Origin of the sequence: Klebsiella sp. 7-CIP_Kleb. (genome assembly GCF_050378655.1) — a bacterium.
Classification (GTDB): Bacteria; Pseudomonadota; Gammaproteobacteria; order Enterobacterales; family Enterobacteriaceae; genus Klebsiella; species Klebsiella quasipneumoniae.
In genome coordinates this window covers 219,409-235,206 of the sequence record NZ_JBNRLJ010000004.1, presented here as the reverse complement: position 1 = coordinate 235,206, position 15,798 = coordinate 219,409, and the positions used below count along the sequence as shown (strand labels likewise).

Annotated in this window: 13 protein-coding genes and 1 other annotated feature (1 of these 14 only partly in view); of the genes, 8 read left to right on the top strand and 5 right to left on the bottom strand. The window is 57.7% G+C overall.

The features are described 5' to 3' along the window. Nucleotides 1–13: a sequence feature (Thr leader region), on the top strand (it extends 105 nt beyond the left edge of the window). 25 nt (nt 14–38) lie between these two features. Genes thrA through thrC form a run of 3 tightly spaced genes read left to right on the top strand, consistent with a single transcriptional unit; the run spans nt 39 to nt 4,716 of the window. After that, nucleotides 39–2,501, top strand: a complete 2,463-nt coding sequence (gene thrA / locus ACQUTI_RS16560) for a bifunctional aspartate kinase/homoserine dehydrogenase I (RefSeq protein ID WP_009309175.1) — start codon at nt 39–41, stop codon at nt 2,499–2,501. 1 nt (nt 2,502) lies between these two features. Further along, nucleotides 2,503–3,432 carry a homoserine kinase gene (gene thrB / locus ACQUTI_RS16555; protein ID WP_002887853.1) on the top strand — a complete coding sequence of 310 codons (930 nt, stop codon included), beginning with the start codon at nt 2,503–2,505 and terminating at the stop codon, nt 3,430–3,432. Between the two features lie 3 nt (nt 3,433–3,435). Further along, nucleotides 3,436–4,716 carry a threonine synthase gene (gene thrC, locus ACQUTI_RS16550; protein WP_002887863.1) on the top strand — a complete coding sequence of 427 codons (1,281 nt, stop codon included), beginning with the start codon at nt 3,436–3,438 and terminating at the stop codon, nt 4,714–4,716. A 48-nt stretch (nt 4,717–4,764) separates the two neighbouring features. On the opposite strand, the gene yaaA is transcribed toward thrC, so the two are convergent. Both yaaA and ACQUTI_RS16540 read right to left on the bottom strand, forming a co-directional pair. Then, nucleotides 4,765–5,538: a peroxide stress protein YaaA gene (gene yaaA, locus ACQUTI_RS16545; protein ID WP_009309177.1), complete on the bottom strand. Its 774-nt coding sequence runs from the start codon at nt 5,536–5,538 to the stop codon at nt 4,765–4,767. A 77-nt stretch (nt 5,539–5,615) separates the two neighbouring features. Then, on the bottom strand, nt 5,616–7,046 hold the full coding sequence (locus ACQUTI_RS16540) for an alanine/glycine:cation symporter family protein (RefSeq protein ID WP_043522279.1): 1,431 nt from the start codon (nt 7,044–7,046) through the stop codon (nt 5,616–5,618). 202 nt (nt 7,047–7,248) lie between these two features. Between ACQUTI_RS16540 and tal the strand changes: the two genes are divergently transcribed. The 3 genes from tal to ACQUTI_RS16525 all read left to right on the top strand — a co-directional run bounded on the left by tal (nt 7,249) and on the right by ACQUTI_RS16525 (nt 10,310). Continuing rightward, nucleotides 7,249–8,202, top strand: coding sequence for a transaldolase (gene tal, locus ACQUTI_RS16535; protein ID WP_004204228.1), 954 nt, complete (start codon nt 7,249–7,251; stop codon nt 8,200–8,202). Between the two features lie 99 nt (nt 8,203–8,301). Beyond that, a complete protein-coding gene (mog, locus tag ACQUTI_RS16530) occupies nt 8,302–8,889 on the top strand; it encodes a molybdopterin adenylyltransferase (protein WP_004204229.1) in 588 nt (195 codons plus the stop codon). Between the two features lie 119 nt (nt 8,890–9,008). Continuing rightward, nucleotides 9,009–10,310, top strand: a complete 1,302-nt coding sequence (locus tag ACQUTI_RS16525; RefSeq protein ID WP_004204230.1) for an MFS transporter — start codon at nt 9,009–9,011, stop codon at nt 10,308–10,310. A gap of 56 nt (nt 10,311–10,366) precedes the next feature. On the opposite strand, the gene satP is transcribed toward ACQUTI_RS16525, so the two are convergent. The 3 genes from satP to ACQUTI_RS16510 form a co-directional block, all read right to left on the bottom strand. Then, entirely contained in the window at nt 10,367–10,933 is a 567-nt protein-coding gene (gene satP, locus ACQUTI_RS16520) for an acetate uptake transporter (protein ID WP_049093220.1), read from the bottom strand. A gap of 88 nt (nt 10,934–11,021) precedes the next feature. Then, the gene (gene msyB / locus ACQUTI_RS16515) at nt 11,022–11,771 is read right to left on the bottom strand and encodes an acidic protein MsyB (RefSeq protein WP_004204232.1); all 750 of its coding nucleotides are present in this window, start codon (nt 11,769–11,771) and stop codon (nt 11,022–11,024) included. 28 nt (nt 11,772–11,799) lie between these two features. Then, the gene (locus ACQUTI_RS16510) at nt 11,800–12,204 is read right to left on the bottom strand and encodes a DUF2541 family protein (protein ID WP_151629139.1); all 405 of its coding nucleotides are present in this window, start codon (nt 12,202–12,204) and stop codon (nt 11,800–11,802) included. Nucleotides 12,205–12,600: 396 nt separating this feature from the next. On the opposite strand from ACQUTI_RS16510, the gene dnaK reads away from it, so the two are divergent. Continuing rightward, nucleotides 12,601–14,517, top strand: a complete 1,917-nt coding sequence (dnaK, locus tag ACQUTI_RS16505) for a molecular chaperone DnaK (protein WP_004204234.1) — start codon at nt 12,601–12,603, stop codon at nt 14,515–14,517. A gap of 87 nt (nt 14,518–14,604) precedes the next feature. Next, nucleotides 14,605–15,738, top strand: a complete 1,134-nt coding sequence (gene dnaJ / locus ACQUTI_RS16500) for a molecular chaperone DnaJ (RefSeq protein ID WP_002887955.1) — start codon at nt 14,605–14,607, stop codon at nt 15,736–15,738. Nucleotides 15,739–15,798: the final 60 nt, after the last annotated feature.

Below are 15,798 nucleotides of genomic sequence, written 5' to 3'. Positions count from 1 at the left end.
GGGCTTTTTTTTTGACAAGAGATCAAGGGGTAAGAACCATGCGAGTGTTGAAGTTCGGCGGTACATCAGTGGCAAATGCGGAACGGTTTCTGCGGGTTGCCGATATTCTGGAGAGTAATGCCAGGCAGGGGCAGGTAGCGACCGTCCTGTCTGCCCCGGCGAAGATCACTAACCATCTGGTAGCGATGATTGAAAAGACCATTGGCGGCCAGGATGCCCTCCCCAATATTGCCGACGCTGAACGCATTTTTGCCGAACTTCTTCAGGGCCTTGCCGACGCCCAGCCCGCTTTCCCGCTCGCCCAGTTGAAAGCCTTTGTTGAGCAGGAGTTTGCTCAGATTAAGCATGTCCTGCACGGTATTAGCCTGCTGGGTCAGTGCCCGGATAGCGTCAATGCCGCGCTGATCTGCCGAGGCGAAAAGCTCTCCATCGCCATCATGGCGGGTCTGCTGGAAGCCCGTGGTCATAAAGTCAGTGTCATTAACCCGGTGGAAAAACTGCTTGCCGTTGGTCACTACATGGAGTCCACGGTCGATATCGCCGAATCCACCCGCCGCATCGCCGCCAGCCAGATCCCGGCAGACCATATGATCCTGATGGCCGGGTTTACCGCTGGCAATGAGAAGGGGGAGCTGGTGGTGCTGGGGCGCAACGGCTCCGACTATTCGGCTGCGGTGCTGGCCGCCTGCCTGCGCGCCGATTGCTGCGAAATCTGGACCGATGTCGACGGAGTGTACACTTGCGACCCGCGCCAGGTGCCGGATGCGCGTCTGCTGAAATCGATGTCTTATCAGGAGGCGATGGAGCTCTCCTACTTTGGCGCGAAAGTGCTGCACCCGCGCACCATCGCCCCTATCGCCCAATTCCAAATCCCATGTCTGATTAAAAATACTGGCAACCCGCAGGCGCCGGGAACGCTCATCGGCGCCAGCCGCGACGAGGACGATCTGCCGGTTAAAGGCATCTCTAACCTCAACAACATGGCGATGTTCAACGTTTCCGGGCCGGGGATGAAAGGCATGGTCGGCATGGCCGCCCGCGTCTTCGCCACCATGTCCCGCGCCGGCATCTCGGTAGTGCTGATCACCCAATCCTCCTCCGAGTACAGCATCAGTTTCTGCGTGCCGCAGAGCGACTGCGCGCGAGCCAAACGGGCGATGGAAGATGAGTTTTACCTCGAGCTGAAAGAGGGACTGCTGGAGCCGCTGGCCATTATGGAGCGTCTGGCTATTATCTCGGTGGTGGGCGACGGGATGCGCACCCTGCGCGGTATCTCGGCAAAGTTTTTTGCCGCGCTGGCTCGCGCCAATATCAATATCGTGGCGATTGCTCAGGGCTCCTCCGAGCGCTCCATTTCGGTGGTGGTTAGCAATGACGATGCTACCACCGGCGTGCGCGTGACCCATCAGATGCTGTTCAACACCGATCAGGTGATCGAAGTGTTCGTCATCGGCGTCGGCGGCGTCGGCGGCGCGCTGCTGGAGCAGATCAAACGCCAGCAGGGTTGGCTGAAGAGCAAACATATCGATCTGCGCGTTTGCGGCGTGGCCAACTCTCAGGCGCTGCTGACCAGCGTGCATGGTCTGAATCTGGAAAACTGGAGTGAAGCGCTGGCGGAGGCGAAAGAACCCTTTAATCTCGGTCGCCTGATCCGCCTGGTAAAAGAGTACCACCTGCTGAATCCGGTGATCGTCGACTGTACCTCCAGCCAGGCGGTCGCCGATCAGTACGCCGACTTCCTGCGCGAAGGTTTCCATGTGGTCACGCCGAATAAAAAGGCCAATACCTCTTCACTGGATTACTATCATCAGCTGCGCCACGCGGCGAGCAGCTCGCGCCGCAAGTTCCTCTATGACACGAACGTTGGCGCTGGCCTGCCGGTGATTGAGAACCTGCAGAACCTGCTCAACGCCGGCGATGAACTGCGCCATTTCTCCGGGATCCTTTCCGGCTCCCTGTCGTTTATCTTCGGCAAGCTGGATGAGGGGGTGAGTTTCTCGGCGGCGACGGCAATGGCCCGTGAGATGGGGTATACCGAGCCGGATCCGCGCGACGATTTATCCGGGGTGGACGTCGCGCGTAAGCTGCTGATTCTGGCCCGTGAGACCGGACGTGAACTGGAGCTGTCGGACATTATCGTCGAGTCGGCGCTGCCGGCGGACTTCGACGCCAGCGGTGATGTCGAGACCTTTATGGCTCGCCTGCCGTCGCTGGATGATGAGTTCGCCTCGCGGATTGCTAAGGCGCGCGATGAAGGTAAAGTCTTGCGCTATGTCGGTAACATCGAAGAGGATGGTACCTGCCGGGTGAAAATTGCCGCCGTTGACGGCAACGATCCGCTGTACAAAGTCAAAAATGGCGAGAACGCGCTGGCCTTTTACAGCCACTATTATCAGCCATTGCCGCTGGTGCTGCGCGGCTATGGTGCCGGGAACGACGTCACGGCGGCCGGCGTATTCGCCGACCTGCTGCGCACCCTTTCCTGGAAGTTAGGAGTTTAAGATGGTCAAAGTATATGCCCCGGCTTCCAGTGCCAATATGAGCGTCGGGTTTGATGTGTTGGGCGCGGCGGTCACGCCGGTCGATGGCACGCTGCTTGGCGACAACGTCACTGTCGAAGCGGCGGAGCAATTCAGCCTGCAGAATCTGGGACGCTTCGCCAGCAAACTGCCGACGGCGCCGCAGGAGAACATTGTTTACCAGTGCTGGGAAAGCTTTTGCCGGGAGATCGGTAAGACGGTGCCGGTGGCGATGACGCTGGAAAAAAACATGCCGATTGGTTCCGGGCTGGGTTCCAGCGCCTGCTCGGTGGTCGCCGCGCTGGTGGCGATGAACGAGTTTTGCGGTAAGCCGCTGAACGAGACGCGCATGCTGGCGCTGATGGGGGAGATGGAAGGGCGTATCTCCGGCAGCATTCACTACGACAACGTGGCGCCGTGCTATCTTGGCGGCATGCAGTTGATGATCGAAGAGAATGGGATTATCAGCCAGCAGGTGCCCGGGTTTGATGAGTGGCTGTGGGTGCTGGCCTATCCGGGGATTAAAGTCTCCACCGCTGAAGCGCGGGCGATTCTGCCGGCGCAGTACCGCCGTCAGGATTGTATCGCCCATGGTCGCCACCTCGCGGGCTTTATTCATGCCTGCTACACCCGCCAGCCGCAGCTGGCGGCAAAATTGATGAAAGATGTGATTGCCGAACCGTACCGAACCAAACTGCTGCCGGGCTTTAGCGAAGCGCGTCAGGCGGCCATGGAGATGGGCGCCCAGGCTTGCGGCATCTCCGGCTCTGGCCCAACGCTATTCGCGTTGTGCGATAAGCCGGACACCGCACAGCGCGTCGCCGACTGGCTTGGCGCGCACTATCTACAGAATCAGGAAGGCTTTGTTCATATTTGCCGGCTGGATACGGCGGGCGCACGCGTAGTGGGATAACCAATGAAACTGTATAACTTAAAAGATCACAATGAGCAGGTCAGCTTTGCGCAGGCCGTTACCCAGGGACTTGGCAAGCATCAGGGCCTGTTCTTTCCGCACGATCTGCCGGAATTCAGCCTGACTGAAATCGACGATATGCTGGCGCAGGACTTTGTCACCCGCAGCGCCAAAATTTTATCCGCCTTTATCGGCGATGAGATCCCGCAGGATGTCCTGCAGCAGCGGGTCCGCGCGGCGTTTGCGTTTCCGGCGCCGGTGAGCAAGGTTCAGGAGGATGTCGGCTGTCTGGAACTGTTCCATGGCCCCACGCTGGCGTTCAAGGATTTCGGCGGCCGCTTTATGGCGCAGATGCTGACCCACATTGCGGGCGACAAGCCGGTCACCATCCTCACGGCGACCTCTGGCGATACCGGGGCGGCGGTGGCGCATGCTTTCTATGGTCTGCCGAACGTTAAGGTGGTGATCCTCTATCCGCGCGGCAAGATCAGCCCGCTGCAGGAGAAGCTGTTCTGTACTCTCGGCGGCAACATTGAAACCGTGGCGATTGACGGCGACTTCGACGCCTGCCAGGCGCTGGTGAAGCAGGCGTTTGACGATGAAGAACTGAAGGCGACGCTGGGGCTGAACTCGGCTAACTCCATTAACATCAGCCGCCTGCTGGCGCAGATCTGCTACTACTTCGAAGCGGCGGCGCAGCTGCCGCAGGAAGCCCGCAATCAGCTGGTGATTTCTGTGCCGAGCGGCAACTTCGGCGATCTGACCGCCGGTCTGCTGGCGAAGTCGCTGGGTCTGCCGATCAAACGCTTTATCGCTGCCACCAACGCCAACGACACTGTTCCGCGCTATCTGCAGGGCGGCGAGTGGGCGCCAAAAGCCACCCAGGCGACGCTGTCCAACGCCATGGACGTCAGCCAGCCGAACAACTGGCCGCGTGTCGAAGAGCTGTTCCGCCGTAAAATCTGGCGTCTCAGCGAGCTGGGCTATGCCGCGGTCGATGATGAGACCACCAAAGCGGCAATGCGCGAGCTGAAGGCCATCGGCTACATCTCTGAGCCGCACGCGGCGATTGCCTGGCGCGCGCTGCGCGATCAGCTGCAGCCGGGAGAGTACGGTCTCTTCCTCGGCACCGCCCATCCGGCGAAGTTCAAAGAGAGCGTGGAGGAGATCCTGCAGGAGACCCTGCCGCTGCCGAAAGAGCTGGCCGACCGCGCCGACCTGCCGCTGCTGTCTCACAACCTGCCGGCGGATTTCGCCGCGCTGCGTAAGCTGATGATGGGCTAAATCCTTACCGTCCCCCTGTCGCCTCGAACGCCGCAGGGGGACGCTTACTTACTGCTCGTGGCGTTTAAACACCAGTTCGCCTTTCTCCGATGCCTCCGCATCAAAGAAATAGCCTTCGCTATTAAAGGATTTCAGCTGCTCCGGCTGGGTTAAGCGATTTTCAATAATGTAGCGGCTCATCAGGCCACGGGCTTTCTTGGCATAGAAGCTGATCACTTTGAATTTGCCGTTCTTCTCATCGAGGAAGACCGGCTTGATCAGCTGGCCCTGCAATTTTTGCGTTTTCACCGATTTAAAATACTCATCGGAAGCCAGGTTGATGACGATATCGTCGCCCTGAGCCTGCAGCGCCTGATTCAGCTTCTCGGTAATGGTATCGCCCCAGAACTGGTACAGATCTTTACCGCGCGGGTTTTCCAGACGGATCCCCATCTCCAGGCGGTAGGGCTGCATCAGGTCCAGCGGGCGCAGCACGCCATACAGGCCGGAGAGCATGCGCAGGTGTCGCTGGGCGAAGTCAAAGTCGTCCTCAGTGAGCGTCTCTGCCTGCAGGCCGGTGTAGACATCGCCCTTAAAGGCGAGGATCGCCTGGCGGGCATTTTGCGGCGTAAAGTCAGGGTGCCAGTCGTGGAAACGGGTGGCGTTCAGATCCGCCAGCTTGTCGCTGATGCTCATCAGCTTGCCGATTTGCGGCGCGGTCAGCTGACGGGCGATGCTGATAAGCTCTTGAGAATACTCGAGGAGTTCGGGCTGGGTATAGCGAGTCGTTGCCAGCGGGCTTTGATAATCGAGCGTTTTAGCAGGTGAAATCAGAATCAGCATATCCAGTCCTTGCAGGTAATTTCGACGAATTTTAACAAAAAAAGTGCATGGTGGGATCGATAGCTGCGATTGCCGCGCTATTCGCGCGGCAGTTCATTCCACGCGCCCGGGGCCAGCTGCTGGTGAATCTCGGGATAGCGCGATGCATCAAAAGTGGGCTGGATGCCCAGCTGGCGCTGACGCAGATAATCACTGGCGATAATTCGCACCGTCGGGGAGAGCAGCAGGATGGCCGTCAGGTTGGTCATCGCCATCAGCGCCATAATGATATCCGCGCTCTGCCAGACGACCGGCAGGCTAACCAGGGTCCCCAACAGCACCATCAGGACGGTGAGTATTCGCAGACCCCAGATATAACGCGGCTTATCCAGATGCAGAAAGATCAGATTATTTTCCGCATACACGTAGTTGGCCACGATAGAGCTAAAAGCGAACAGCAGCACGATGAGGGCGATAAAATCCGCTCCCCAGCCGCCGACCAGCACGCTCATCGCGTGTTGCAAGTCCTGAATACCATTGAGCGTATATTCATTGTCGGGCCGCGGCGCCAGCATGACGATAATCGCGCTGGCGGTACAGATCACGATGGTATCGATAAACACGCCTATCATCTGCACGATACCCTGCGCCGCCGGGTGCGGCGGCCATGAGGCGGCGGCTGCGGCGGCGTTAGGCGAAGAGCCCATCCCTGCTTCATTGGAGAACATGCCGCGCTGAAAGCCGCTGGTCAGCGCCTGGCTGATGGTGTAGCCCACCGCGCCGGCGGCGGCTTCCTGCCAGCCGAAGGCGCAGCGAAAGATGGTGGCGAAAATCGTCGGCAGGGCGGTGATATGCCACAGGCCGATAAGCAGGCTGGCGGCGATCCATAGCAGCGCCATGATGGGCACTATCCACTGCATCAGGCGCGCCACGCCGCGTAAACCGCGGAGGATGGCCAGCAGAACGACAACGGCCAGCACGCCGCCGCTGACCGCCGCCGGCAGATCGAACGCATAGCGCAGGGCATGAGCCACGGAGTTGGCCTGCACGGTATTGAAGATAAAGCCATAGGCCAGCAGCAGGAGGATCGAAAACAGCACGCCCATCCAGCGCATGCCGAGCCCGCGCGCCATATACCAGGCCGGGCCGCCGCGGAACTGGCCGCGGCTGTCGCGTTCTTTATACAACTGGGCAAGGGAACATTCGGCGAAGCTGCTGGCCATGCCGAGCAGGGCGGAGACCCACATCCAGAATACCGCTCCTGGTCCGCCGGCGGCGATGGCCAGCGTGACGCCGGCAAGATTACCGCTGCCAACCCGGGCGGCAAGACTGGTACATAACGCCTGAAAAGAGGTTAAACCGCCCGGCTGCGGGTGCAGGCTTTTTTTCAGACTGCGGCTAAATTTGCGCACGTAACGGAACTGAATACCCCGGGTTTGCCAGCTAAACCAGATGCCGGCGCCCAGTAGCAGATAAATCATCACTGAGCCCCAGAGTATTTCATTGATAAATGAGAGAAAATCAGGCATTAAACATCCTCTTGTCCATGCCGGCACGCCAGTGTAAGCGTTACCAATTAAGTGACAATCCTTGCGCTTTCAGCAAATTAATCTGCATAGTTTATCACACTCTGCGCTCTTCTCTCGTCGGCGGTTGCGCTGACCCGGCAGCGTGTTATCATCTGGGCAGACCGGTTACATCCCCTTAACTGCTGTTTAAGAGAAATATATCATGACGGATAAATTAACTTCTCTGCGTCAGTACACCACTGTCGTCGCTGACACCGGAGATATTGCGGCAATGAAGCTGTATCAGCCTCAGGATGCCACCACCAACCCTTCCCTGATCCTCGGCGCGGCTCAGATCCCTGAGTACCGTAAGCTGATTGACGACGCTGTGGCCTGGGCTCGTAGCCAGAGCAGCGATCGCGCGCAGCAGATCCTTGATGCTTCCGATAAGCTGGCGGTGAACATCGGTCTCGAAATCCTGAAACTGATCCCGGGCCGTATCTCCACCGAAGTGGATGCACGTCTCTCCTACGACACCGAAGCGTCTATCGCCAAAGCTAAGCGCATCATCAAGCTGTATAACGACGCGGGCATCAGCAACGATCGTATTCTGATCAAGCTGGCTTCCACCTGGCAGGGCATTCGCGCCGCTGAGCAGCTGGAAAAAGAAGGCATCAACTGCAACCTGACCCTGCTGTTCTCCTTCGCTCAGGCTCGTGCTTGCGCCGAAGCGGGCGTCTTCCTGATTTCGCCGTTCGTTGGTCGTATCCTCGACTGGTACAAAGCCAACACCGACAAGAAAGAGTACGCGCCGGCAGAAGATCCGGGCGTGGTTTCCGTCAGCGAAATCTACGAGTACTACAAGCAGCACGGTTATGAAACCGTAGTGATGGGCGCCAGCTTCCGTAACGTTGGTGAAATTCTCGAACTGGCTGGCTGTGACCGCCTGACCATCGCGCCAGCGCTGCTGAAAGAGCTGTCCGAGAGCGAAGGGGCCGTTGAGCGTAAACTGGTGTACACCGGTGAAGTGAAAGCACGTCCGGAGCGTATTACCGAATCTGAATTCCTGTGGCAGCATAACCAGGATCCGATGGCGGTAGACAAACTGGCGGAAGGTATCCGTAAGTTTGCGATCGACCAGGAAAAACTGGAAAAAATGATCGGCGAACTGCTGTAATCCCGCAGGTGGCCGACGCCCGTCGGCCACATTACACTGTCTGTCCCGCCAGCAGCAGTGTATCATTTCGTTTAACGCTACAGTTTGAACGGAATAACCATGAATACCTTACGAATCGGCTTAGTTTCCATTTCCGATCGCGCCTCCAGCGGCGTCTATCAGGACAAAGGCATCCCGGCACTGGAAGAGTGGCTGGCGCGTGCCCTCACCACCCCTTTTGAACTGCAGACTCGCCTGATTCCGGATGAGCAGGTCATTATTGAGCAAACGCTGTGCGAACTGGTTGACGAGATGGGGTGCCACCTGGTGCTGACCACCGGCGGAACCGGCCCTGCGCGTCGCGATGTGACGCCCGACGCCACGCTGGCGATTGCCGATCGCGAGATGCCGGGCTTCGGCGAGCAAATGCGCCAGGTTAGCCTACACTTTGTGCCGACGGCGATCCTTTCCCGGCAGGTCGGGGTGATCCGCAAGCAGGCGCTGATCCTCAATCTACCAGGACAACCGAAAGCGATTCAGGAGACCCTGGAAGGGGTGAAAGATGCTGACGGCAACGTGCTGGTGCACGGTATTTTCGCAAGTGTACCTTATTGTGTACAGTTGCTGGAGGGGCCTTATGTGGAAACCGATGGCCGTGTGGTAGAAGCATTTCGTCCAAAAAGCGCCAGACGCGAAACTTTATCCTGAATTTGATGCATTTGTGACATAACCTGCATCGCTGATGGTGTGCCGTTTTATTTACGATATAGTGCTGTTTACTTTACACACTATAAAATACGCTGCACACCTCAGGATGAAATCGCGTTATGTCATATGCAAACCGACCGCTCAACCGCCAGGATTATAAAACGCTAACGCTGGCCGCCCTTGGCGGCGCGCTGGAGTTTTATGACTTTATCATCTTCGTTTTCTTCGCCGCCGTCGTCGGCGAGCTCTTCTTCCCCGCGGATATTCCGGAATGGCTGCGCCAGGTACAGACCTTTGGCATTTTCGCCGCCGGTTACCTGGCGCGTCCGCTGGGGGGGATCATCATGGCCCACTTTGGCGATCTGGTAGGGCGTAAAAAAATGTTTACCCTCAGCATTCTGCTGATGGCGGTGCCGACCCTGGCGATTGGTCTGCTGCCGACCTACAGCTCGGTGGGTATCGTCGCGCCGCTGCTGTTGCTGCTGATGCGTATTCTGCAGGGGGCGGCGATCGGCGGCGAGGTGCCTGGCGCCTGGGTGTTTGTCGCCGAGCATGTTCCGGAAAAACGCATTGGTATCGCCTGCGGCACGCTGACGGCCGGCCTGACCGTAGGCATCCTGCTGGGATCGGTGGTGGCGACGCTTATCAACACCAGCCTGACGCCGCAGGGGATCCACGACGGCGGCTGGCGGATCCCCTTCCTGCTGGGGGGCGTATTTGGCCTGGTGGCGATGTATCTGCGCCGCTGGCTGCAGGAGACGCCGATTTTCCTTGAGATGCAGCAGCGCAAAGCGCTGGCGCAGGAACTGCCGGTAAAGGCGGTCGTCCTCAAGCACCAGAAGGCGGTGGCGGTCTCTATGCTGCTGACCTGGCTGCTGTCGGCAGGCGTGGTGGTGGTGATCCTGATGTCGCCGGTCTGGCTGCAGAAACACTATGGCTTCGCCCCGGCGATGACCCTGCAGGCCAACAGCATTGCCACGATTATGTTGTGCATCGGCTGTCTGCTCGCCGGGCTGGCGGCGGACCGCTTCGGCGCCAGCCGCACCTTTATCGTCGGCAGCCTGCTGCTGGCGGTTGCCAGCTGGGCATTTTATCACCTGTCCGGCGCCAGCCCGCAGCGGCTGTTTCTGCTGTACGGTACGGTGGGACTCTGCGTGGGCGTGGTGGGGGCGGTGCCTTATGTCATGGTGCGGGCCTTCCCGGCGGAAGTGCGCTTCACCGGCATTTCCTTTTCCTACAATCTGTCGTACGCGATTTTTGGCGGCCTGACGCCGATTGCCGTCACGATGCTGATGGGGGTGTCGCCGATGGCCCCGGCCTGGTATGTTCTGGCCTTGTCGCTGATGGGCTTGGGATTAGGTATCTGGCTGCGTCAGGGGCTGACGGCGGCGAGGTTGCCGGAAGGGGAGCTGCAGCGCTAAGCAGGGTTTACCGATGATGACCAGCCGCCGCCCTGTCACAGGGCGGCGGCGGAAGATTAACGCGGTTCGCCGATCGGCAACACGGTGCGGCCGAACTGCTCGTTCAGCACTTCGCCCATCGCCAGGTAAATGGCGCTGGCGCCGCAGATCAGGCCGATCCAGCCGGCTACTTTCACGATGCCTTCGTTATCTACCAGATGCCCAATCGCCAGCAGCGCGAACAGCACCGTCAGGCTCAGGAACACGAACTGCAGCATACGTGCGGCTTTCAGCGTGCCGAAGAACATGAACAACGTAAAAATACCCCACAGGCCGAGATACATGCCGAGGAAGTGCGCGTTCGGCGCATCAGCCAGGCCCATTTTCGGCAGCAGAAGGATAGCAACCAGCGTCAGCCAGAAGCTGCCGTAGGAGGTAAAAGCGGTCAAGCCAAAGGTGTTGCCTTTTTTGTATTCCAGCAGGCCGGCAAAAATTTGCGCAATGCCACCGTAAAAAATGCCCATCGCCAGGATAGCTACATCGAATGCGAAGAGGCCGCTATTCGCCAGATTAAGCAGAATAGTGGTCATGCCGAAGCCCATAAGGCCCAGCGGTGCCGGATTAGCCAACTTAGTGTTGCCCATAATTCCTCAAAATTATCATTAAAAGGGAAGCATTACCCCGCGACTTGGCGGCGGGGCGCGGCATAATAATGAGGCGCGTAAAGGCTGTCTATGATCTGGCGGGGTATTTTTCACCAATTTCAGTTGCGCCCGACGACGAGTGGAGCATTTGTCGTAAACAGGCAATTTGCAGGACCGCGGGGATGGTGACCCGATAAGCGCTGCCGCTCACCGCTTTCACGCTGTTCAGCGCGGCGCCAAGCGGCCCCCCCAGCCCGGCGCCGCGTACCAGGCCATGACCGATGACGCTCACGGCGGCGTGCGTGCGCAGGATGGCGGTTAACCGCTCATCCAGTAGCAGGGCAACGCCTTCACTCAGCTTGCGGCGTCTCAACAGATGGGGCAGCAGGCTTTCCAGCTCAAGACTCCGGCACTCCACCGCGGCGAGAAACTGCGTTTTTTGTTCCGCATCCAGCTTATTCCAGCTGTGCTGCAGAAAATGCGTCAACAACTGTTGCTCGATCTGCGGCGTCGTCATCTGTTTATCGACCTTTGCCTTCAGCCTCTTACACACATCCAGCAGGATGGCGCGATAAAATTTGCCATGGCGGCGCAGCGTATTGGCGATGCTGTCGCCGCCGAAATGCTGTAGCTCGCCGGCGATCAACTGCCAGTTGCGGCGATAGCGCTCCGGGTGGCCCTCCATAGACAGAAAGGTTTCGTTGCGCAGCAGCGTACTGGAGAGACGGGGTTTGCCATTTTCCCCGTGGGTCAGAATACGGGTAAACGCTTCCAGATGCGCCTCGCTGCACTCAGGCAGAAAGGCGAGATCGTCATCATCCAGATAATTAATACGCATAACGTTTTCTCTCGGGCAGGGGACGACGTTAGTCGTCGCCGATAATTTTCAGTGAGGCCATATCTGAGGAATTGACCGTGTGGCCTGAGAAGGCGATTTTTTTCACACAGCGCTTGTTGTCGTTATCGCTGTTGAGGGTGATCCAGCCGGTGGTGTTGCCCTCTTTGATCCCGGCGGGCACGTTCAGCGTGTGGCTGGCGCCGTGGCTGGCCTTAAAGTAGACGGTTGCTCCGGAGAGCTGTATATCGCCGCGCTCGGCGCTGAGCTGAATACGTTTGACCACCCGGCAGACGGGGAGCTTCAGCGTCAGATCGTTGGTCTCATTGCGCGGCATGGCGATCACGCCGAGGATCTTATGGTCGTTGGCGGTCGCCGAGGTGATAATTGACACGCTAAGGATAAGCCCCGCTGAAAGCCGGAATAGTGATTTCATTAATCTGTCCCCTGAATAAATAAAGTGCGAGGGCGGGGATCTTATCACTGCGAAAACGGGGCTTTTAGCGCACAAGTATTGCGTTTTATGTCAATGATATTATGAATATATTTGGTTATTTTATTCGTTATTTATATGGATGTTTCGCCATCTTTTTTGCCGCCCGGCAATATCCTTTGCTGAGCCATCGGCGACAGGGGGCGAGGGCGTCGGCTGGTCCCCGGCAAAAAATTTTTCTACTTGCCCCTTGATGCCGGAGTGGGCGACCCCATCTTGTAGTCAACCGCAGTGAAGAACCTGAAAAAAAATGATGTCTGGGCAGTTGAAACCGCAGGTTTCGCCCTTATTACAGGTTCACAACCACATGTTGATCGAATTTTTAGTGGAGACGTTTAGATGGGTAAAATTATTGGTATCGACCTGGGTACTACCAACTCTTGTGTAGCGATTATGGATGGCACTACTGCACGCGTGCTGGAGAACGCCGAAGGCGATCGCACCACGCCTTCTATCATTGCCTATACCCAGGATGGTGAAACTCTGGTTGGTCAGCCGGCTAAACGTCAGGCAGTGACAAACCCGCAAAACACCCTGTTTGCGATTAAACGCCTGATTGGCCGCCGCTTCCAGGACGAAGAAGTTCAGCGTGACGTTTCTATCATGCCATACAAAATTGTTGCCGCAGACAATGGCGACGCATGGCTGGATGTGAAAGGCACCAAAACGGCACCGCCGCAGATCTCTGCTGAAGTGCTGAAAAAAATGAAGAAAACGGCTGAAGATTACCTGGGTGAACCGGTAACTGAAGCGGTTATCACCGTACCGGCTTACTTCAACGATGCGCAGCGTCAGGCCACCAAAGATGCTGGCCGTATCGCCGGTCTGGAAGTCAAACGTATCATCAACGAACCGACCGCGGCCGCGCTGGCGTACGGTCTGGATAAAGAAGTGGGCAACCGTACTATCGCGGTTTACGACCTCGGTGGTGGTACTTTCGATATCTCTATTATCGAAATCGACGAAGTGGATGGCGAAAAAACCTTCGAAGTACTGGCGACCAACGGTGACACCCACCTGGGCGGCGAAGACTTCGATACCCGTCTGATCAACTACCTCGTTGATGAATTTAAGAAAGATCAGGGCATTGACCTGCGTAACGACCCGCTGGCGATGCAGCGTCTGAAAGAAGCCGCTGAGAAAGCGAAGATTGAACTGTCTTCTGCTCAGCAGACCGACGTTAACCTGCCGTACATCACTGCAGATGCGACCGGTCCGAAACATATGAACATCAAAGTGACTCGCGCGAAACTGGAAAGCCTGGTAGAAGACCTGGTTAACCGTTCCATCGAGCCGCTGAAAGTAGCCCTGCAGGATGCCGGTCTGTCCGTTTCCGATATCAACGACGTGATCCTCGTTGGTGGTCAGACTCGTATGCCGATGGTGCAGAAGAAAGTGGCCGAGTTCTTTGGTAAAGAACCGCGTAAAGACGTTAACCCGGATGAAGCCGTGGCGATCGGTGCTGCCGTTCAGGGCGGTGTACTGACTGGTGATGTGAAAGACGTTCTGCTGCTCGACGTGACCCCGCTGTCGCTGGGTATCGAAACCATGGGCGGCGTGATGACTGCGCTGATCAGCAAAAACACCACCATCCCGACCAAGCACAGCCAGGTGTTCTCTACCGCTGAAGACAACCAGTCTGCGGTCACCATCCATGTGCTGCAGGGTGAGCGTAAACGCGCGTCTGATAACAAATCTCTGGGTCAGTTCAACCTGGATGGTATCAACCCGGCGCCGCGCGGCATGCCGCAGATCGAAGTGACCTTTGACATCGATGCTGACGGTATCCTGCACGTCTCCGCGAAAGACAAAAACAGCGGTAAAGAGCAGAAGATCACCATCAAAGCGTCTTCCGGTCTGAATGAAGAAGAAATTCAGAAAATGGTTCGCGAAGCGGAAGCTAACGCCGAATCTGACCGTAAGTTCGAAGAGCTGGTACAGACCCGCAACCAGGGCGACCATCTGCTGCACAGCACTCGCAAGCAGGTTGAAGAAGCAGGCGATAAACTGCCGGCTGACGACAAAACTGCCATCGAGTCTGCGCTGACCGCGCTGGAAACTTCGCTGAAAGGTGAAGACAAAGCGGACATCGAAGCGAAAATGCAGGCGCTGGCGCAGGCTTCCCAGAAGCTGATGGAAATCGCCCAGCAGCAGCATGCTCAGCAGCAGGCGGGTTCCGCTGACGCTCAGGCGAGCAACGCGAAAGACGACGATGTTGTCGACGCTGAGTTCGAAGAAGTGAAAGATAAAAAATAATCGCCCTTTGAACGGGTAAAACACTGGCACGGGCGAAGAGGTTTCCTCTCCGCCCGTGCACGCATGTTAAGGGGCTGAAAAACACCGATGGCAAAGCAAGATTACTACGAGATTTTAGGCGTCTCCAAAACAGCGGAAGAGCGTGAAATCAAAAAGGCTTATAAGCGCCTGGCCATGAAGTATCACCCGGACCGCAACCAGGGTGATAAAGAGGCCGAAGCCAAATTTAAAGAAATCAAAGAAGCGTATGAAATCCTGACTGATGCCCAGAAGCGTGCGGCCTACGATCAGTACGGCCACGCGGCCTTTGAGCAGGGCGGCATGGGCGGCGGCGGCGGTTTTGGCGGCGGTGCGGACTTCAGCGATATCTTTGGCGATGTTTTCGGCGATATCTTTGGCGGCGGACGTGGCCGGCAGCGCGCGGCGCGCGGCGCCGATCTCCGTTACAACATGGAGCTGACGCTGGAAGAAGCGGTACGTGGCGTCACCAAAGAGATCCGTATTCCGACGCTGGAAGAGTGCGACGTCTGCCACGGCAGCGGCGCCAAAGCAGGCAGCAAACCGCAAACCTGTCCGACCTGTCATGGCGCAGGCCAGGTACAGATGCGTCAGGGCTTCTTTGCGGTACAGCAGACCTGTCCGCACTGTCAGGGACGCGGTACGCTGATTAAAGATCCGTGCAATAAATGTCATGGTCACGGCCGCGTTGAGAAGACCAAAACCCTGTCGGTTAAAATCCCGGCGGGCGTGGATACCGGAGACCGGATCCGTCTGGCGGGTGAAGGTGAAGCCGGCGAGCATGGCGCACCGGCAGGCGATCTGTACGTTCAGGTCCAGGTGAAGCAGCACGCTATCTTTGAGCGTGAAGGCAACAACCTGTACTGCGAAGTGCCGATCAACTTCACCATGGCTGCGCTGGGCGGCGAGATTGAGGTCCCGACGCTCGACGGCCGTGTCAATCTCAAGATTCCTGGCGAAACCCAGACCGGCAAACTGTTCCGCATGCGCGGCAAAGGCGTGAAATCCGTTCGCGGCGGCGCGCAGGGCGATCTGCTGTGCCGGGTGGTGGTGGAGACGCCGGTGGGGCTGAACGAGAAGCAGAAGCAGCTGCTGAAAGAGCTGCAGGAAAGCTTCGGCGGCCCGACCGGGGAAAACAACAGCCCGCGTTCGAAAAGCTTCTTCGACGGTGTGAAGAAGTTCTTCGACGATTTGACCCGCTAATTCCGCTTTCGCTGACTCCTGGCCCGGGCCTTTGCTGCCCGGGCTTTTTTTGTCTTATCG